A 19,918-nucleotide genomic window follows, 5' to 3' on the forward strand; every position below is an offset into this window, starting at 1 on the left:
AACAACGGATGTTAAGTGCATGCTTAGTCTTTAGTACTGGTAGTGTACTTATGCATCATGCTAGGAAGGGGAATTCTCACTTGAGTAAACGTTCTTTAAATGGAACAGATTTTAACGCAATGGTGTTGGCCGGAGCGGATCAATTGCAGAAGCATGCTGAACACGTCAATTCCCTTAATGTATTTCCTGTCCCAGACGGTGATACAGGAACGAATATGAATTTGACGATGAGTGCCGGTGTGGCCGAATTAAAAAGAAACAGCGCAAGCTCCATTGGCAGCTGTGCAGGTATTTTATCGAAAGGCCTGCTTATGGGCGCACGCGGAAACTCCGGCGTTATTCTATCGCAGTTGTTCCGGGGCTTTAGCCGTTACGCTGCCCCATATGAGGAGCTGAATACTCTTCAGTTTGCTGCTGCTCTGCAAAGCGGTGTGGATACAGCTTACAAGGCAGTAGTTAAACCCGTAGAAGGCACGATTCTTACTGTCGCAAAGGAAGCTGCGAAGCATGCCGGTTATTATGCGAGACGGACCAATGACATTACGGAACTCATGAGCGAAGTGCTTAAGAAAGCAAACGAAACTCTTGCCTTGACCCCTGAGATGCTGCCTGTACTTAAGCAGGTTGGTGTTGTAGATTCAGGTGGTAAAGGTCTTGTATATATTTATGAAGGCTTTATGGAGTACCTGCTGAACACAGAGGGGAAAACCGTTTCTACACCAGTGAAGGAAGCGACTCCAGCGCCTGTAATGCCGCCTGCTGCACCGAAGACTCCGATTTCTCCTGAAATGCCGATTTCGGCACAAGCAAGACTTGAGACAGAGGATATTGAATTCTTGTATGATATGGAATTTTTTATCAATCGGCAGCTCGGAGATGCAGGCGGAACAAATTTTGATGAGGAAGATTTCAGGAAAGCGCTGTCAGTAAATGGAGATTCGATTATTATCATTTCTGATGATGAAGTCATCAAGGTTCATGTCCATTCGAAGCAGCCTGGAGACGTGCTGAATCTGGCACTTCGCTATGGCGAGATTACCCAGATCCATATTCTGAACATGCGTGAGCAGCATCGTGATCTGCTGACTGCCGGAATGGATATCGCGCCAGCTCCTGAATTGTTTGCAGATATTCCGCCTGAACAAGAGGCAGCACCTGAGCCGTCGATTCCTCCAGCGGATGAGCTTGCCCCATTTGGTTTTATCTCGGTTGCATCCGGTGAGGGAATATCTGAAGTGTTCAAGAGTCTCGGGATAGATATTGTATTGTCCGGTGGACAAACGATGAATCCGAGTACAGAGGATTTCGTCAAGGCGATTCATTCCATTGATGCGAAGCACATCTTTATTCTTCCCAACAACTCGAACATTGTGCTGGCGGCCAAGCAGGCCCGAGATCTGCTGGAAGGCGAGCGTGAGATAACGGTTGTTCCGAGCAAGACCATTCCGCAAGGGATTTCAGCTGCATTCGCGTTCCAGGAGGATGAAAGTGCAGAAGTAAACGAGGCGAATATGCTTGAAGCCATTGCACATGTCCGTTCGGGACAAGTGACTTATGCAGTGAGAGATACTACATTTGATGATCTTGAGATTACAGCTGGCCATTTCATCGGGATTCATGACTCCAAGATTGTGGCTACCGAAGAAGGACTTCTGGATACATGCGAGCAACTGCTTCGTAAGATGATTGTAAGCGGTGATGAAGTTATCACAATCCTTGCAGGTGAAGAAGCGAAAGAGACGGAAACGGAACGCCTCGCATCATGGCTTGCTGCTGAATATCCTAATGCGGAAGTGGAAGTGCATCAGGGAGGACAGCCTGTCTACTCTTATCTGTTCGCTGTAGAAGCCTGAAATTAGATAAGGAGGCCAGCGCTTCATGAACAAAGTATTTATTGTGACGGATAGTACTGCTGATATTCCAGATCAGGTGGTGGATCAGTACGGAATTAAGATCGTACCCCTGCGTGTCGTGTTTAGTGAACAGGAGTCCTATCTCGACGGAATTGAGCTGAGTGCATCCAAGTTCTATGAGAAGCTTGGGGAAGTTAAAGCTCTGCCAACGACCTCTCAGCCATCTCCGATCGAATTTATGAATGTTTACAAGGAACTGAATGAGGCCCATCCGGGCTGTCAGATCGTTTCTATACATTTATCTTCAGGAATGAGCGGTACGTACCAGTCCGCTGTGCTTGGCAAATCCATGCTTGAAGACGAGAGTGAAGCGGATATTACCGTCATTGACTCGAAGTCGGCCAGCTATGGATACGGACTGCTTGTGGTGCATGCTGCCCGGCTTGCCTCTGAAGGGAAGAACGCGGCGGAGATAACGGAAGCGGTCCTTACGCTTCATAAGGAACGCAAGCTCTATTTTCTAGTCGATACACTGGAATATTTGCAAAAAGGCGGACGTATTGGCAAAGCCTCTGCGATTCTTGGTACACTGCTGAACATTAAGCCTGTCCTCTCTATTGATGAAGAAGGCGTGATTTATGCCGTTGAGAAGGTAAGAGGGCAGAAGAAGGCAATGGAACGCATCGTCCAAATGTTCGAGAGTGATTTTGCCGGGAAACGAATCAATATAGCTGTCGGTCATACCGCCAATCCGTCATCGGCAGAAACCTTCGTGGAGCTGATGAAGACACGGTTTGAGCTGAACGAGGTGGTGTATCCGAACATCGGCGCGGTCATTGGAAGTCATGTCGGTTTCGGGACTATCGCGATCTTTGTGTGGCCGGCTTAAGATATGAGGGATGCTTTATGTTGTTAGAAGAAACATCGGTGAAGCAGGTCAGCGGCGTGAGTGCTCTTAAGGAAGGAGAGCTTCACGCCTTTGGCATTTATACGATCAAGGATTTGCTTGAATATTTTCCTTTTCGTTATGAGGATTACCGTCTCAAATCACTGACTGAGGTGAAGGACGGGGACCGGGTGACGGTTCAGGCCAAAATTATGGGTGTGCCTGTACTTCAACGATATGGTAAGAAATCAAGATTGACCTGCAGAATGATGGCAGAGGATTTTATGTTTACGGCGACTTGGTTTAACCGGCATTTCTTGAAGGACCAGCTGACGCCGAACCGGGAGATTACGCTTACCGGCAAATGGGATCAAAAGCGGATGCAAATGACGGTATCGGAGTCAGAATTCCCTGATAAGGGGGCCGTGCGCTCGGGCTCCGTTCAGCCTGTCTATTCTGTGGGGGGAAAGATTACGCAGAACTGGATGCGCAAGACGATTAACCAGGCGCTGCTTCAGTATGGAGAGATCGTGCCTGAACTGCTTCCGGAGGAACTGCTGAGGAAGTACAAGCTGATGCCCCGGAAAAAGGCGATTGCCCTGATTCATCAGCCAGGTGATCCTCAGCTGGGACAAGAAGCTCGTCGCCGTATGGTGTTTGAGGAGCTTTTTTTGTTTCAGTTAAAGATGCAGGCTTTTCGGGCCATCAATCGTGGGAAAACGGACGGAGTCGTACATACCGCTTCCAATGCAACGATCCGCGAGTTTGTGCGCAGCCTGCCTTTTGAGCTGACAGATGCCCAGAAGAGGGTAGAGCTTGAAATTTTGCAGGATATGCGCTCCCCTCACTGTATGAACCGGCTGCTTCAAGGGGATGTGGGTTCAGGCAAAACTGTCATTGCTGCTATTGCACTGTATGCGGCTGTCCGTTCCGGATTCCAGGGCGCCTTGATGGTGCCGACTGAAATTTTGGCTGAGCAGCATATGCGCTCCCTGGAGAAGCTGTTCACTCCATTTGGGATCGAGGTTGCTCTGCTGACAGGTAGTACACCAGGGAAGAAGCGAAAAGAAATTCTGTCTGGACTGCAAATGGGAATGATTGATGTTGTCGTCGGCACCCATGCCTTGATTCAGGAGGATGTGTACTTCAGAAATATCGGACTTGTCGTTACAGATGAGCAGCACCGGTTTGGTGTCAATCAGCGAAGTGTTCTCAGACGTAAAGGCTATAACCCCGATGTGCTGACCATGACGGCAACCCCGATTCCGCGAACGCTGGCTATTACGGCGTTTGGGGATATTGATGTCTCTACCATTTCAGAGCGGCCGAAGGGCCGGATTCCGATCTCGACGTATTGGGTCAAGCATGACATGATGGATCGGGTCATCGGCTTTATTACCCGGGAGCTGGATCTGGGACGCCAGGCATATCTGATCTGCCCGCTTATTGAGGAATCGGACAAGCTGGATGTTCAGAATGCCATAGATTTGCATGTGGCTATGCAGCAGGCGCTTCCTCAATATAGGGTTGGTCTCCTGCACGGCCGGATGACTCCATCCGAGAAAGACGAAGCGATGAAGCTGTTTTATGAAAATGAAACTCAGCTGCTGGTATCCACGACGGTTGTGGAAGTTGGCGTCGATGTTCCGAATGCCACATTGATGATCATTATGGATGCAGAGCGCTTCGGCTTATCCCAGCTGCACCAGCTTCGTGGGCGGGTCGGTCGGGGCGCCCATGCCTCCTATTGTATTCTGATTGCCGATCCGAAATCGGAGGTAGGCCAAGAACGAATGAAGGTCATGACCGAGACGGAGGACGGTTTTGAAGTGTCCAGACGTGACCTGGATCTTCGTGGTCCGGGTGACTTTTTCGGTACGAAGCAAAGCGGGCTGCCCGATTTCAAGCTGGCAGATATGGTCAGTGATTTTGAAGTGCTTGAAATGGCCAGAGATGATGCAACTTCGCTTGTTGGTAATGAGGCGTTCTGGACTTCGCCAGCCTATGCACCGCTGCGCGATTATTTACAGCGGGAGCAGATCTTCCAGGGAGAAGTAATGGATTAGCATAAAAAATAAGGTCAAGAGGACGAGCTCCCTCGGCATATAGTAGTGGAGGACTACGATATAGGCGGGGAGGTGCGATGTTCTGTTGAGCTATCAAAAATATGGGATTAGTCCACAGCTGGTGGAACGGGTGAAGACCAAAATGAAGAACCCGGTGATGAAGGAAAAAGTTAAAGTGCTGATTGACGGCGTGACCAAGGCCGATTTGCAAAATAGTGCGAAAGTCAGACGGTTGGTCAAATCATCTGCAGCCATTCTGAATGAAAAATTTACTTCCGCAGATGAAGATAAGCTCGTTAAATTCGTAATTGATCAAAAAATTGATCCGAATAATACCCTGCATCTCATCAAGCTGTGGGGAATGTTTCGTTAAAAGTAAGGGACCTCGCGATGTCTGCGAGGTCCCTTGCTTATTGAGAATATAACGAAACGAACGATGTTTTATTATGGATTACCTGGTTCTATAGTGCTGGTCCTATGCCAAAGGATGTGTTAATTCAACACTGTCATTCGCGACCCGATTCACGGCACGTGATACGGGATAAGCCTCCATCTCTTCCTCCGGATAAGGACGTAGAAGCGGAAGGAGCTCTTCTGGCTGCTGCACGGTGCGATCCAGCCACAGCTGTTCCTTGCCAGGAGAGAGAATGACCGGCATCCGATCATGTATACGGCTCATCAGCGTATTTGGGCTTGTGGTCAGAATCGTACAGGTGCTGACACGCTGCCCTTCAGGATCCATCCATGTATCATACAGCCCGGCAAAGCTGAACAAGCCCGTCCGGGGGATGATGCGATAAGGAGTTTTGGTTCCATCCTCCTCTTTCAGCCACTCGTAAAAGCCATCGGCGGGAATAAGGCATCGCTTGCGAAGAAACGATTCCCGAAATGCAGGCTTATCCAGCACGGTTTCGCTGCGCGCATTAATCATTCGGCTCCCTATGCTGAGGTCCTTCGCCCAATGAGGAACGAGTCCCCATCTCAGCGTTCCGGCACGTCGCTGTGATCCATCATGAATGACAGCCATAATTTGCTGTGTCGGCGCAATATTATAATGAGGCCTGTAATCAATATAATCCGGAATCTCCTCCAGCATATAGCGGAGCATCAATTCTTCAAGTGATATTCCAAGCGTAAATCGTCCGCACATTCATGAAGCCCTCCTCTATTATCAAGCAGCCAGCGCTGTCTATCCATCGTCCCTATCTCCTGGTCAACGGGTCTTAGGTATCCACTGACTAGGCATCCTGACTAAGGGATTACGAATAAAGTATAACGCATTTAACGGCCAGAGCGAACTTCGATAATATGCCGCATTCGAATGTCATGAAGCGTACCTTCTTCATCCTGAAGGCGGATTGAGCGTGAAGCCTGATCGAATTTGACGACGATGCCGCTCATCAGTATATCTTCCCACTCGTCAAACAGGACAAGGGTTATCTCTGTATACAGCATAAGAGATTCAGCAAGCAAACGCGACATTTCTTCAGCTGCTTGAGAATCCAGCTGAGGGCGAGCCTTGGGTGCGAGTCTTTGCTGATGCGTAACATAGGCCTCCCGGTGCTCAGGAAGCATCATACGTGAGGATTCAAACAATCCATTGCGTTCTAACTTTTTACTCATCGGTAATGACCTCCAATTTTACGAGAACGATCATGTGCCTGCCCGGCCTTTTGCAGAGAGGAAGCACGCATAATAGCGGTGTCTCCAAATCTTCGTTTAATCTCGTCAGTTGCCTTCTCCAGCTCCCGCTTCTGTTCACGCTCATCAAACCATGTCAGCTGATACTCTGTATCAGGTACAAGGTCGGTCAGTGATACGCCGATCCGCCGTACAGGCTCACCATCCCAGTGACGCAGGAAGAGCGTTTTGGCTGCTTCATAGACCTCATCGGTAATGTGAGTAGGCTCTTCAATCTTCATCTGGCGCGAGAAGCCGGTCGGTTTATCAAAATCGATGCCCCGGCAGCCTACAGATACAACACTTCCCATAAGACTTTTCTCCCGGGAACGTCTGGCTACAAGCTCACATAGCTCGAGCAGCACAACCTGAATTTCTGACCAGGTCGTATAGTCTCTCGGCAGCGTCATTTGATGTCCGATCCCTTTTTGCTGCTGGTGGAAGGTGCTGGGCATGACGGGCGATTGATCCACGCCGTTTGCAATGCGCCACAGGACCTCTCCGTTAACTCCCCAGCGGTCACGGAGTCTCGGCAGCGGGGTGCGGGCTAAATCGCCGATCGTATGAATCCCCATCTTGTAAAAATGGCGCGACATCCGAGAGCCGACCATAAACATGTCCCGAATGGGCATCGGCCACAGCGTATCTGCAATTTGTTCTTTGGGAAGAACATAGATGCCGTTTTTGTTTTTTTTGGCAAAAAGATCACAGGCCATCTTGCTCACAACCTTAGTATCGCTGATGCCTAGTCTTACATATACGCCGGTTTCCTGCATGACCTGCTGCTGAATACGGAGAGCAATGTCCTCAGGACTGCCGAACAAGCCGAGGCTGCCGGTAACATCAAGGAACTGCTCATCAATACTATAGGGCTCAACGAGATCGGTATAGGACTGGAGAATATCCGTAATATGGAGAGAGACACGAATATATTCTGACATCCGGGGCCGAACCACCACAACATCCGGACATTTCGCAAGCGCATCGGACAGGCGTTCTGCCGTTGTAATTCCATAGGTCTTTGCAATAGGGCAGGCAGCCAGTATAATGCCGGAGCGCCGGGCAGGGTCACCTGCTACGACAAGCGGCCGGTTTGCATACTCAGGATGGGCCGATTTCTCCACGCTTGCATAAAAGGATTGGCAGTCTGCCAGCATAATAACGCGTTTCATTCGTTCCATAACGCCACGCCTCCCCTCCATTTTGGATTAAATTGAATCAAGGAACGTCACGGTTATTGCAGAGTTGAGATTAAACGGAACACATGTTCTTATTTTATTAGGATAACGGAGAAATATACATACAGCAACCGGAATTTTTTTGAAAAGGTATGAAAGTTCAAAAGTTTGTCAAAAAGAACAGCGAATTAGGAAAATAGACTTGGATTTTTACATATCATGTCAGTTGTTTGAGACCTTTGAGTTATGAAAAGGCATACAAAAATGGGAATGTAAATTAATATTAAATGCCACTCAGGCCTATACAGGACTCACGTCCTTTTTTGCTAAAAACGAAAAAAATCGAAAATGCTGTTATATCAAGCTTTTTCGCTATTTTTTTATCGGACTATTGTATCAATTTTGTAATAACTATGGGTAAAAATGTAAAAACATAAGTAACTTTGGGTAGGGATATGCGTTAAACTATAGGAGGACAGCGCAAATCGATTCCTGAAATTACTCTTTTGCAGTAGTGAGATGGAGCCGATCGGCGTAATAACCACAGGCGTTCAGAGGATTCTTCACTGGGGACAGTAAAGGGGCAGGGCTCATAAATAGGCTGGGACATAGGCTGGGGTGCAGGTAGAGAGGGAAGTACAAGGAGAAAAAGGCAAGGTCTTAGACAGACAGCAAGCAAAATGGGCAATAGTATCCATCTCCATCTTTCCTTCCATTAGCCTAGTTACAAAAGTGAAACCATGACGATATAGTTATTTATGAACCGTGCAGGTGTCACGGGCTGGATTTAAGAGAAACGCATTCGAGCGCTTATCTTAAAAAGTAAGCAAAAAATTTTAAGGCAGTTGAACGATCAGCATGAGATTCATGTTTTGATACGGAGAAATCAACATTTTAGAGAGATGGAGCGAAACAAAAGCCATGAGCAAACGAAAAAGAAAACGTCTTGCCCTATGGATTTTGGCAGGCGTCCTGCTAATCGGCGGGGGAGGAGGGCTTGGCTATTTTCTGCTTAAACCAGCTCAGCTCACCTATGCTGCTGAAGATGGGACGAGAATGAAATTCCGGACGGAAGGCAATCGTTTCCTGCAGTACACCCAAGAGGGCGTATGGGAGGAGATGTTCGTCAAGGGAGTTAATCTGGGCTCTACCAAGCCGGGGTACTATCCGGGGGAATTTCCGCTGGACAAAGAGGACTACTTAAAGTGGTTCGAACAGATTGAGGAAATGGGTGCAAACGTCATTCGTGTGTATACCGTTCATCAGCCTGTATTTTATTCCGCACTTGTTGAATACAACAGGGGGAAAGAGCATCCGCTATATTTCATCCAAGGCATTTGGTCACCTGAGGAACAGCTTATCGAGCAGCAGGATGCATTTGCGGAAGGCATTCAGGAGAAGTTCAAGTCAGAGATTGAGAAGGCCGTTGCAGCAGTATACGGTGATGCGGATATCCCTCCAGTACAAGGAGAGTCGAGCGGAAAGTATACGGCCAATGCCGGACAATATTTGATGGCATGGCACTTAGGCACCGAGTGGGACCCGCATATGGTGGATAACACCAACAAGCAGTATAAGGATCATCCTCGTTATGTCGGGAATTATTTTGCCGGTACAGAGGATGCAACGCCGTTTGAGAACTGGCTTGCGGAGCTGCTTGATCATGTAGCGAGCGAAGAGCAGCAATATGGCTGGGAGCATCCGATGACCTTTACGAACTGGGTGACAACCGACGTGCTTTCTCATCCAGGTGAGCCGCTGTTCGAAGAGGATCTGGTTAGTGTGGATGCCAGACACATTGAGCCGCTGGATTGGCAGGGTGGATATTTTGCAGCATACCATGTGTACCCGTACTACCCTGATTTCTTCCGTACCGATGAAACACTTCAGACCATTAAGGATGACAATGGGGAGTACAACACCTACAAAGCCTACTTGCAAAAGCTTAAATCCGAGTATACCGATATGCCTGTAATGATTACAGAATACGGTGTTCCGGCTTCCTTGGGGATATCCCACTATGGATTAGGCGGAAAGGATCAGGGAGGACACAATGAGCAGGAGCAGGGCGAGATCAATGTATCCCTTACCAAGGACATATATGACGAAGGATATGCAGGAGCGATCCTCTTCATGTGGCAGGATGAATGGTTTAAGAAAACGTGGAATACGATGCCGCTTGAAATTCCTGCAGATCGAAGATCGTTCTGGCTGAACGTGCTGACAAACGAGAAGATGTTTGGCGTACTCGCAATGGAAGCCGGGAAGCAGAATCAGCTGATTATGGATGGAAGCCTCGACGATTGGAGCTCACTTGCCGAAGGAGAGGTCAAGCAGTGGCAGGGAAAGGTTGAGGGCATCGAAAGCATGAAGATGACTCATGATGAAGCTTACGTATATATCGGAATTACGCTGGATGAGGCTTTTGATCCGGATAAGACAAAGCTCAGCATTGGAACAGACACATTAGCAGGAGGTAATCAGCCTGCTGAGGAGCTGCCTGGCAAAAAGATGGAAGGCGGAGATCTAGAAACGGTCATTACTGTTGGCAAGGATGAGGAATCAGCGGTTAACATCGCGAAAAGCTATGATTTCAATCAACGGATGTACGGGCCTGAAGGATATTGGATGCTTGAGGAACAGCCGGCGGACACGCCTTCCTTTGTGCCATGGAAATTAGCCATCAGTCTGATGATGTCACCGCCGGATACCAAATTTGCTCATCCTTACATGGATGAAGTGATAGGTAAGCTGAATAGAGGAAGCTCGGACCCTGCGTCCGAGGACTTTGATTCACTTACATTGTGGCAGTATGAAGGCCGAGAAATTGAACTGCGCATTCCGTGGATGCTGCTTGGGTTTGGTGATCCGAGCTCGCATCAGGTGATTGATTACAGTCCGGTAGGCGAGGAGCGTGCCTTCAAGACCGTTACTACAGAAGGAATAAGATTTATCCCTTGGCTTACAGAGAGAGAGACAGGGGCAGTATCCTGGCCGGGAGGCTCAGAGGAGAGTCTTGATCTGACGACGATGACTCCATACACATGGAATTCGTGGGAAGCTGTCCAGTACAGTGAGCGCCTCAAAGAGAGCTACTACTCGATGCAGAAGGCATTCATGGATATTACGGAGCAGGAACGATAAAGGAGGACACATACTCATGTTTTCAAACATAGCCCTAGCGTACGCGTTCTTGTACCTGTGCGCAGGACTGATTGTGGCAGGTATCATCATTTTATTCGCGTTAAAAAATTCACACAATTCAAAGCTTAGAAAAAAAGAACTGTACGCAAAGAAGCATCAGGATTACTTCGTATACGTTCAAGCTAATCTGACAGGCAGCGAACCCATCCGGCTTCCGATTGGCAAGCTTACCAAGCTTGAGAGGGAAGTCATTATGGACAAGTGTATTGCATGGATCGACCAGCTGAAGGGAGAGCATGCAGACAAGCTGCGTGATCTTACGCGGGAGACCGGCTTCGTAGATGAGCAATTGAAGCTGCTGAACAGCTCTTGGACAGGTACGGCTATACAGGCTGCTTACCGGCTGGGCGGTATGCGAAGCACCGAAGCGGCAGAGCCGATTCTAGAGCTGTTAAAAGAAGAGAAGAAAGTCAACTACGCTATTATCTACGCCCGGGCGGCAGCAAGATGTGCAGAGCGTCCGGCGCAGCTGAAGGAAATGCTGGGTTATCTGCTCAGTAAAGGCAAGCCTATACATCGCATGGCCGCAGATATTCTGATGGAGACAAGTCTTGAATCAAGCAAGCTGTTATATGAATTACTGGAATCTGACGATCCGGATTTCGTCAAAGTTGGTATTGTCGCAATGTCTGGACATGCCATTCCGGAAGTGATGCCGGCAGTAACACAGCTGTTTGGCTCCAAGGATCTGCATATCCGTTCTGAAGCGGTTAAGCTGTACCTCAGTACGAATCCCGTGCTTAAGGAACGGAATATCGTAGAGTGGATGGGAGATCCTGTGGCAGAAGTCAGAGCCGAAATGGCCAAGACGTTAGGGGCAGGCCATCAAGCCGGCAGCATTCCTCTCCTCAAAAATGCACTTGGAGATGAGGACTGGCTCGTTAGACATAACAGTGCGAACAGCCTGATGCAGCTTGGTGAGGAAGGCTTCGAGGCGCTGTGCGAGACAGCCTTGAAGGGAACTGGAGTCGCCAAGGATACGGCACTGGAATATGCAGAACGTGCCATAGAAGCGGCGAATGAGCATGAAGAGATCGAGAAGATGATGACCTTCAACAAGAAAAGGCTGATCTACAATCGTTACTTCGGCACCGCGCCGCAAGCAAATGCAAACCGGATGTCCGGCGTGATTGGAGGAGATTTCACTGCTTAGAGATATTTTGTTGGGTTACGGCACAATCATTATATATTACGTCGTGTTTGTTACTGTCTTGTATTTTGGTATTCTTTGTTTCTCATACAAGGATATATGGTCTATCCGGCGCAGGTCCGAGTTTTCAAGCTTTAAGAGCCTTGCAGGATCAGACGTGGTGCCTCCGGTATCGCTGCTGGTGCCGGCTTACAATGAAGAGCTGACCATTATCGAGAATGTAAAATGCTTGATGACCTTAAATTATCCTACTTATGAAGTTATCGTCATCAACGATGGATCTAGCGACAGAACCGTTCAGGTGCTTGTCAAAGAGTTTGGTCTTACAGAAATTAAAAATCCAAGCTTCCGCGGCACCATTAACGTCGAGCCGATCCGCGGGGTATATCACAATCCGGAATATCCGTTCCTGTACCTGATTGATAAAGAGAACGGAGGCAAAGCGGATTCACTTAACGCCGGAATTAACTTCTCGCATTATCCGCTGATTTCTTCCATTGATGCAGATTCCCTGCTGGAGAAGGATGCACTGATTCGCATGGCCCGCATGTACCTGGAGAATCCGGAAGAGACTGTGGCCATCGGCGGCGATGTAAGAATCGCGAACGGCTGCAAGATCGAGAACGGTGCAGTCAAGGAAGTGTCACTGCCTAGGAAGATGTGGCCGATGTTTCAATCGATTGAGTATTTAAAAGCTTTTCTTGGAGGACGGATTGGCTGGAGTCAGTTAAACGGACTCATTATCGTATCGGGAGCCTTCGGTTTATTCAGCAAAGAGGCGGTTATCGCTGTCGGCGGATACCGGGGGGGTTACCCTGGGGAAGACATGAACATTATTATTAAGCTGCATCGTTACATGCTGGAGAACAAGATTAAATATCGGGTTGCTTTTTGCCCTGAAGCGGTATGCTGGACTCAAGCACCTGACACGTACAAGATCATTTCCAACCAGCGCAAGCGCTGGGGCCGCGGTAACTTAAAAAATATGATTGAGAACGGCAATATGATGTTTAGACCAAAGTATAAGACCATGGGCCTGCTGACGATGCCTTATAACATATTTTTTGAAGCGTTGAATCCTTATTTCCGTATTACGGGGCTGCTTGCTCTAGCGGGTTATGTAGCCTTGGATATGACAGCTTGGCCTGTGCTTGTTATCTTCGGGCTGCTGAACTTCCTTAGCGGATATCTTCTCAGTGTAGCTGCGCTGATCCTAGAGGAGATTGCTTTCCGTCGTTATCCGAAGCCAGCTGATCTTGTAAAAATGTTAACCTTCTCCGCCTTGAAATTCGTAGGATATCACCAGCTTGGCGTGCTGTGGAGAGTACAAGGGCATATCCAATATATGCAGAACAACAACTCCTGGGGCACGATGACAAGACAGAGCTGGGAAGAGCCGAAAGTGGAAGAGGCCGCGTGAATATCACAGTATTAACAGATGAAAGGGAGGAATAACTTTGGCAAATACGGTCACGCTTGAGCGTCAAATGACGGTGAATGTGTACGACATTCTAGAGGAGCAGCTGAAAGGAATGGGGAGCAGGCCCAGCGGTGTCGTGTTTGTACATTGCAAGAATATGGAGCAGCAGCCGGAGGCTGAAGTGAATGAAGCTCTAGAGCGTACTTGCGAAACAGAATTTCAGCTATGGAAGGACAGCAAGACGAGCACAATCGCTGTGTTTCTTCCTGGCTTGACACTGAACGCTACGCATTACCAGGCACTGCTCATCAAGCAGGAGCTCTTGGGACATCTCGGTGAGGCGGATCCGCGGCTGACGATTGCCGGCTTCCCTGAGATGGGCAGCCCAAGCAGGCATATGCTCAAAAATATGGCAGAGTCAGCGAAGCTTAGTCAAAGCACTGACATTCAGCTGTATACCAAGAATGAGACGATGACAGCACCGGGGAAAATTATGATCGTTGATTATGACGAGACGACACGCGAGTTTTTGAGAATACGACTGTCTTTGCAAGGCTATGAAACCTTTGAAGCGGTCGACGGTCTCTCCGCTATAGAACTGGCTAAGAAGATTAACCCGGATTTGATCTTGACCGAGCTTAATTTGTACGGAGTAAGCGGACTGTCGTTTATCCATCAGATTCAGAGCCTCGAGCTGCAGATACAGCCTAAGGTCATCGTGCTGACAGATCAGCGGGTTGAAGACACGATCAGCAAGTGCTTCGAAAAAGGAGTAGACGACTATGTTACCAAGCCGTACTCTCCGGTTGAGCTGGATGCGCGCATTCGCCGCTGCTTCCAATAATGCAATTCTTAATTAGGCAACTCAGATTCAACATATATATTATAAATTCCATCTGGAGGGTGAAGTACTGTGACAGAGCAATTCCATACTTTAATGAATGCGATTGAGAACAAGAAAGCGGTGCTTGGTGTAGTAGGATTAGGTTATGTTGGGCTGCCGCTGGCCGTAGAAATGGTAAAACAGGGTTTTACCGTCATCGGTATTGATTTGGACCCATCCAAAGTGGAACGAATTTATCAAGGGGATTCCTACATCCATGACATTACTTCCGAGGATCTGAAGACCGTAATGCAAAGCGGACGCTTTCAACCAACAACGGACTACAGCATGCTTCGCGTTATTGATGCACTGAGCATTTGTGTTCCAACGCCGCTTAGCGAGAATCAGGATCCGGATACATCTTATATCGAGACTGTTGTAGATAACATTAAGCAGCATATGAAGAAGGGCATGCTGATTACACTAGAGAGTACAACTTATCCAGGTACAACCGAAGAGCTGATCGAGCAGGAGCTCGAAGCAATTGGTCATAAAGTAGGTGAGGACTACTTCCTGTGCTTCTCGCCGGAACGCGTCGACCCGTCCAATGGAAGGTTTACGACATTCAACACACCTAAGGTGATCGGCGGCACAACGGAGGAATGTCTGAAGCTGGGTGTTGCCCTGTACAGCAAATATGTACAGACCGTAGTTCCTGTCTCCAATCCGAAGGTAGCTGAAATGTCCAAGCTGCTGGAAAATACATTCCGCAGTGTAAACATTGCTTTTGTAAACGAGATGGCGATGATGTGTGACCGCATGGGCATCGACATTTGGGAAGTCATTGATGCGGCTGCAACGAAGCCGTTTGGATTTATGCCATTCTACCCGGGTCCTGGAATCGGTGGCCACTGCATTCCGCTTGATCCGATGTACCTGTCCTGGAAAGCGAAGGGCTTCCGATTCTATAGTCAATTCATTGAGCTTGCTCAAAATACAAATGATAATATGCCTTACTATGTAACGAACAAGACAGCGACGATCTTGAACGAGTATGCCAAGTCGGTCCGCAAATCAAATATCTTGCTGCTCGGTATGGCTTATAAGCCGAATATTGCCGATCTACGCGAATCACCTGGACTTGAAGTGTACGAGCTGTTCAAGGAAGCAGGAGCGAATGTCGAGTACTACGATCCGTATGCAGACACATTCCGTGACAAGCATGGTTCTACCGTACACAGCGTGAAATACGATCCAGAGAAGTTCAAATCATACGACTGCATCGTGCTGATTACGAACCATAAGAATCTGGAATATGACGTTATTGCATCCCTTGGCGTGCCGGTACTGGATACTCGTAATGCGTTCAAGGATTATCCGCTGCCTCACATTTATAAGATTGGCCATTCCGTACAACATCCGGTGACACAGCAGGAAGAAGCGGTACTCGCATAAAACCTGTCATGATTAGAGGAGGAAAAGCATGGAATGCATATCCTGCATGGGTAAAATGGAGCCTCATGATTGTCATCGTTGTATTTTTACTCATTCTGTATTTCATGCTGAAGTCACCGGTCATGGATGAGAAAAAAGCAACCTGGCTCTGGGATGCCTCTCTTATTGAGCAGCATACGGAGGAGATCGTGCAATTCCTGGAAGAACAGGAGGTGGACACGGTCTTCCTCCAGACGCAGCAAGAAGTAAGTGATGAGGCTTATCGGTCATTCAACCGTTCAGCGCATGCTGCTGATATTACGGTTCATGCGCTTAACGGACATGCAGACTGGGCTTATGCGGAGAAGCGAAGTGAAGGAACGGCATGGATTGAATGGGTGAAGACCTACAATGGGAATGCAGCCCCTGAAGAGAAGTTCGACGGTGTTCAATTCGATGTTGAGCCCTACCAGCTGAGAAGATGGGAACGGGAGGAAGCAGCCGTCATTGCCGAATGGAGCGAGAACATGGAGGAATGGAGCCGGGAAGGTGCAGAAGCCGGGTTATACATGAGTGCTGCTGTACCGTTCTGGCTTGACTCCAGGGAAGCTCCTGATGGCAGCGGCACGTTCAGCCGCTGGGTGATTGATCGGTTCGATGCCATCGCCATTATGGCTTACAGGGACAGCGGAGAGCAGATGTATGAGCTGTCCAAGGAGGAGCTTGCGGAGGCGGACGAGCTTGATAAGAAGGTGTGGATCGGCGCAGAGCTGGGCCATACCGACGAAGGCGAGCATTTAACCTTTTTCCGTAAGCCGGTAACGAACATGGAATCAGAGATTGAAATTGCCGGCAAGCTGGGCACGACCCATCGTTCCTTCGCAGGACTTGCGATCCATCATTATGAGGCATGGTACCGAAAGATAACAGGGGATTTAACCTTTGCGCAAAAAAACGAGTAGCCAAGGAGAACAGTAGCTATAAAGCTGACTGTTCTCCTTTTTATATTAAATAAAGGTTGACAGTTTGGCAGAATCCATTATAAATAGTTTGATGGGTTAACTAGCATGAACTAAAGATATAAACTGGAGAAGGATGGGAAGAATCTATCCTAAGACCGGAGAAGTAAGATCTTTAGTTCAAGTGGATGTGATTCATTCAAATACATAGATAGGGAGCAGAACCTTACAATGAGTAATTTAGAAGTATTGCGTAATCCGAAGCAGCGCAAGCTGCTGTTCAGCGCAGGGCTCAGCTGGATGTTCGATGCAATGGAAGTCGGCATGATGTCCTTTATCGTTGCGGCACTGGCCAAAGAGTGGCTGCTTACGCCGGGTGAAGTTGGACTCGTATCGAGCTCCACCTCCATCGGCATGGCGGTGGGTGCATTGCTGGCAGGAACGATGGCAGATAAGTATGGACGCAAGGCGGTCCTCATGTGGACACTGCTTATTTTCTCTGTAGCAAGCGGAATTTCGGCACTGGCTACAGGTTACGTGTTTCTATGTATTATCCGGTTCATTGCCGGGGTCGGCCTTGGTGGAGAGCTTCCTGTAGCCTCTACGCTTGTATCGGAGTCTGTACCGGCCAAAGAGCGGGGACGAGCCGTTGTGCTGCTGGAGAGCTTCTGGGCAGCGGGATGGATTCTATCTGCGCTGATCTCCTTTTTCGTTATTCCCGAATACGGTTGGCAGGTAGCCTTCCTGATCGGAGCGCTGCCTGCGCTATATGCACTCTATTTGCGAAGAGCTATCGAGGATTCACCTCGGCTTGAGAACAAGCAGGAGCTGCGCAAGGTTCCATTTCGCGAGAAATTTGCATCCGTGTGGTCCACTGAGCATCGCAGGACAACAATAATGCTATGGATTCTATGGTTTACAGTGGTGTTCTCTTACTATGGCATGTTCCTGTGGCTGCCAAGCATTATGCAGATCAAGGGCTTTGAGCTGGTCAAGAGCTTCCAATACGTGCTGATTATGACATTAGCCCAGCTTCCAGGATATTTCACAGCGGCTTACTTCATTGAGAAGTTCGGACGTAAATTCGTACTCGTTGTATATTTGGTGATGACCGCAGTAAGTGCATTGTGGTTTGGTAATGCGGAAACAGAAGTCAGCCTGATTCTGGCAGGCATGTCATTATCATTCTTTAACCTTGGAGCTTGGGGAGGAATGTACGCCTACACGCCGGAGCTGTATCCGCTTAAGGCACGTTCAACGGGTGTCGGACTTTCTGCCTCAATCGGCCGCGTTGGAGGGATTCTTGCACCGCTGCTCGTAGGACTATTGGTACAAAACGGGGTTGCCGTGGAGTCAATTTTCGTATTGTTTTTTGTTACCGTGCTAATAGGTGCAGCAGCTGTTCTTATCCTTGGCAGAGAGACTAAAGGGCTTGAGCTCGAAGATTAGGACCATTGTCAGATATGACAAATTTGTAACCTGTGATATAGTGTAGTTCGTAGGTGAACGTTTTTGTTCCGCCTTTTCAAGTAATGAAGTCAGTCGTCCTTGATGATACAGACTAACATGAATGAAACTGGAGGATATCTGATCTTAATGAAGAAGAAAATAACAACTCTATTAATAACATGTGCCTGTGCACTTTCCGTGCTGGGCTCAGCGGCATCAGCAGACGCAGCGACACTGCGCCTTGGCAGTCAAAGTGCAGAGGTCGTGGAAGTACAAGAAAGACTGCATAGCAAAAATTATTTTACGGCTGGAATCAGCGGTTACTATGGTAACCATACGAAAGCTGCCGTCAAGTCATTCCAGCGAGCTTACGGATTAAGTGTGGATGGTGTTGTCGGTCCTAATACGAAGTCCAAGCTTGAGGCGGTTGCTCCAATCAACAATAAGGTGCTTCGGCATTTGGCAGGGATTATACAGGATGAGGCTGGCGGTGAATCCTTGACAGGTAAGATTGCGGTGGGTGCCGTTATTCTGAACCGGGTTCAGAGCAATGCTTTTCCGGACTCCATAACAAACGTCATATTCCAGAAGAATCAATTTACGCCGGCCATGGACGGTAAACTCAGCAGTCCAACGGCTGCATCCTATGAGGCTGCCCGCAGGGCGCTGACGGGCTATGATCCCTCCAAGGGTGCTCTGTATTTCTATAACCCTAAGACAGCATCCTCGTCGTGGATTAAATCCCGGCCTGTGACGCAAAGACTTGGGAATCATGTATTTACGAAATAGCGGATCGATCCAATTCGCTTCTGTATAAAATGCAACAGTTTACTGTAAAGATGGGGTTTGTACTGTAATTGGAAAAGAAATGATCCGCTGAAGGATATCATTAGTGCTCGATTTTGGTAGCTTTCAGCGGATTAATCATAATATATCTGCACTGACATATAGGCAGTGACATCATCGCTATATGAGGCGATTTATATCCAAATATATCTAAATATACACTTATCTATATTTATAGATATATTTAATTGAATGCAGAACTATGACTGGTGCTGCTTCGCTGATCTATTCAAACACAACAGGAGGAATGACATCAATGAGAAAACTAACAAAACGACTTATGATCTGTGCTGCGCTTCTGGGAGCGTATGGAACGGTTGCTGCACCGGCAGGTGCAAGTGCTGCGGTAATGCAGCAGGGAATTCAGAGTGCTGATGTGCTGGACTTGCAGGAAAGACTAAGCAGTATCGGATTTATGAGTGCAGGGTCAACAGGATATTACGGTAAGGCAACGGAGCAGGCCGTTCGCTCCTTCCAAAAGCAATTTGGACTCAAGATTGACGGAATCGCAGGGCCAGAGACGATCAGCGTGCTTAAGAAAAAAGCACCGATTAACCAAACTTCACTGAATCAACTAGCCAAGGCTATCCATGGCGAGGCCCGGGGAGAATCCTTTGAAGGTCAAGTAGCAGTCGGAGCAGTGATCTTGAACCGGGTTCAATCGGATGAATTCCCGGACTCCATCACAGAGGTCATTCTGCAGCCAAGACAGTTTACCGCCGTAGATGACGGCCAATACAATTTGGCTCCTGATGAGACTGCGATCAAGGCGGCAAAGAGTGCGCTCAATGGCTGGGATCCGTCAGGTGGAGCTCTGTACTATTATAACCCTGAGATCGCAACCTCCGAATGGAGCAAGGAACGTCCAACGATCAAGCAGATCGGTAATCATCTGTTTACGAATTAATCCAATATCATATATAAAAAAGGAGCTGCCACAAAATTACTGTGGCAGCTTCTTTGCTATAGA

At 48.2% G+C, this 19,918-nt stretch carries 16 protein-coding genes; 13 read left to right on the top strand and 3 right to left on the bottom strand.

Going from position 1 to position 19,918, the window contains the following annotated elements:
* The first annotated feature begins 80 nt into the window (after nucleotides 1-80).
* From ACFSVM_RS17935 to ACFSVM_RS17950, 4 genes are all read left to right on the top strand, one after another.
* Nucleotides 81-1,853, top strand: coding sequence for a DAK2 domain-containing protein (locus tag ACFSVM_RS17935; RefSeq protein ID WP_379263715.1), 1,773 nt, complete (start codon nucleotides 81-83; stop codon nucleotides 1,851-1,853).
* A 25-nt stretch (nucleotides 1,854-1,878) separates the two neighbouring features.
* Complete coding sequence (locus tag ACFSVM_RS17940; protein ID WP_379263717.1) at nucleotides 1,879-2,742, top strand: DegV family protein; 864 nt, start codon at nucleotides 1,879-1,881, stop codon at nucleotides 2,740-2,742.
* 17 nt (nucleotides 2,743-2,759) lie between these two features.
* Entirely contained in the window at nucleotides 2,760-4,805 is a 2,046-nt protein-coding gene (recG, locus tag ACFSVM_RS17945) for an ATP-dependent DNA helicase RecG (protein WP_047910968.1), read from the top strand.
* An 85-nt stretch (nucleotides 4,806-4,890) separates the two neighbouring features.
* Nucleotides 4,891-5,178, top strand: coding sequence for a stage VI sporulation protein F (locus ACFSVM_RS17950; RefSeq protein ID WP_047910969.1), 288 nt, complete (start codon nucleotides 4,891-4,893; stop codon nucleotides 5,176-5,178).
* A gap of 102 nt (nucleotides 5,179-5,280) precedes the next feature.
* Here ACFSVM_RS17950 and ACFSVM_RS17955 read toward each other — a convergent pair whose 3' ends face one another.
* From ACFSVM_RS17955 to ACFSVM_RS17965, 3 genes are all read right to left on the bottom strand, one after another.
* A complete protein-coding gene (locus ACFSVM_RS17955) occupies nucleotides 5,281-5,955 on the bottom strand; it encodes an SOS response-associated peptidase (RefSeq protein WP_047910970.1) in 675 nt (224 codons plus the stop codon).
* 131 nt (nucleotides 5,956-6,086) lie between these two features.
* A complete protein-coding gene (locus tag ACFSVM_RS17960) occupies nucleotides 6,087-6,428 on the bottom strand; it encodes a YolD-like family protein (RefSeq protein WP_047910971.1) in 342 nt (113 codons plus the stop codon).
* Nucleotides 6,425-7,666: a DNA polymerase IV gene (locus tag ACFSVM_RS17965; RefSeq protein WP_090725456.1), complete on the bottom strand. Its 1,242-nt coding sequence runs from the start codon at nucleotides 7,664-7,666 to the stop codon at nucleotides 6,425-6,427. The genes ACFSVM_RS17960 and ACFSVM_RS17965 overlap by 4 nt, the downstream gene beginning before the upstream one ends.
* A gap of 918 nt (nucleotides 7,667-8,584) precedes the next feature.
* On the opposite strand from ACFSVM_RS17965, the gene ACFSVM_RS17970 reads away from it, so the two are divergent.
* From ACFSVM_RS17970 to ACFSVM_RS18010, 9 genes are all read left to right on the top strand, one after another.
* Nucleotides 8,585-10,807 (top strand): hypothetical protein, encoded by a 2,223-nt coding sequence (locus ACFSVM_RS17970; protein WP_090725457.1) that lies wholly within the window; start codon nucleotides 8,585-8,587, stop codon nucleotides 10,805-10,807.
* A 16-nt stretch (nucleotides 10,808-10,823) separates the two neighbouring features.
* A complete protein-coding gene (locus ACFSVM_RS17975; RefSeq protein ID WP_047910973.1) occupies nucleotides 10,824-12,020 on the top strand; it encodes a HEAT repeat domain-containing protein in 1,197 nt (398 codons plus the stop codon).
* Between the two features lie 31 nt (nucleotides 12,021-12,051).
* Entirely contained in the window at nucleotides 12,052-13,437 is a 1,386-nt protein-coding gene (locus tag ACFSVM_RS17980; protein ID WP_274360007.1) for a glycosyltransferase family 2 protein, read from the top strand.
* A 37-nt stretch (nucleotides 13,438-13,474) separates the two neighbouring features.
* Nucleotides 13,475-14,281, top strand: a complete 807-nt coding sequence (locus ACFSVM_RS17985) for a response regulator (protein WP_379263721.1) — start codon at nucleotides 13,475-13,477, stop codon at nucleotides 14,279-14,281.
* A gap of 69 nt (nucleotides 14,282-14,350) precedes the next feature.
* Nucleotides 14,351-15,715 carry a nucleotide sugar dehydrogenase gene (locus ACFSVM_RS17990; protein WP_274358922.1) on the top strand — a complete coding sequence of 455 codons (1,365 nt, stop codon included), beginning with the start codon at nucleotides 14,351-14,353 and terminating at the stop codon, nucleotides 15,713-15,715.
* An 8-nt stretch (nucleotides 15,716-15,723) separates the two neighbouring features.
* Nucleotides 15,724-16,656, top strand: a complete 933-nt coding sequence (locus tag ACFSVM_RS17995) for a hypothetical protein (RefSeq protein ID WP_274358921.1) — start codon at nucleotides 15,724-15,726, stop codon at nucleotides 16,654-16,656.
* 228 nt (nucleotides 16,657-16,884) lie between these two features.
* The gene (locus ACFSVM_RS18000) at nucleotides 16,885-18,102 is read left to right on the top strand and encodes an MFS transporter (RefSeq protein ID WP_379263724.1); all 1,218 of its coding nucleotides are present in this window, start codon (nucleotides 16,885-16,887) and stop codon (nucleotides 18,100-18,102) included.
* A 147-nt stretch (nucleotides 18,103-18,249) separates the two neighbouring features.
* Nucleotides 18,250-18,891, top strand: coding sequence for a cell wall hydrolase (locus ACFSVM_RS18005; protein ID WP_379263726.1), 642 nt, complete (start codon nucleotides 18,250-18,252; stop codon nucleotides 18,889-18,891).
* Between the two features lie 313 nt (nucleotides 18,892-19,204).
* A complete protein-coding gene (locus ACFSVM_RS18010; RefSeq protein WP_274358918.1) occupies nucleotides 19,205-19,855 on the top strand; it encodes a cell wall hydrolase in 651 nt (216 codons plus the stop codon).
* Nucleotides 19,856-19,918 lie beyond the last annotated feature (63 nt).

The sequence above is a fragment of the Paenibacillus shunpengii genome (genome assembly GCF_042684905.1).
Taxonomy (GTDB): domain Bacteria; phylum Bacillota; class Bacilli; order Paenibacillales; family Paenibacillaceae; genus Paenibacillus; species Paenibacillus shunpengii.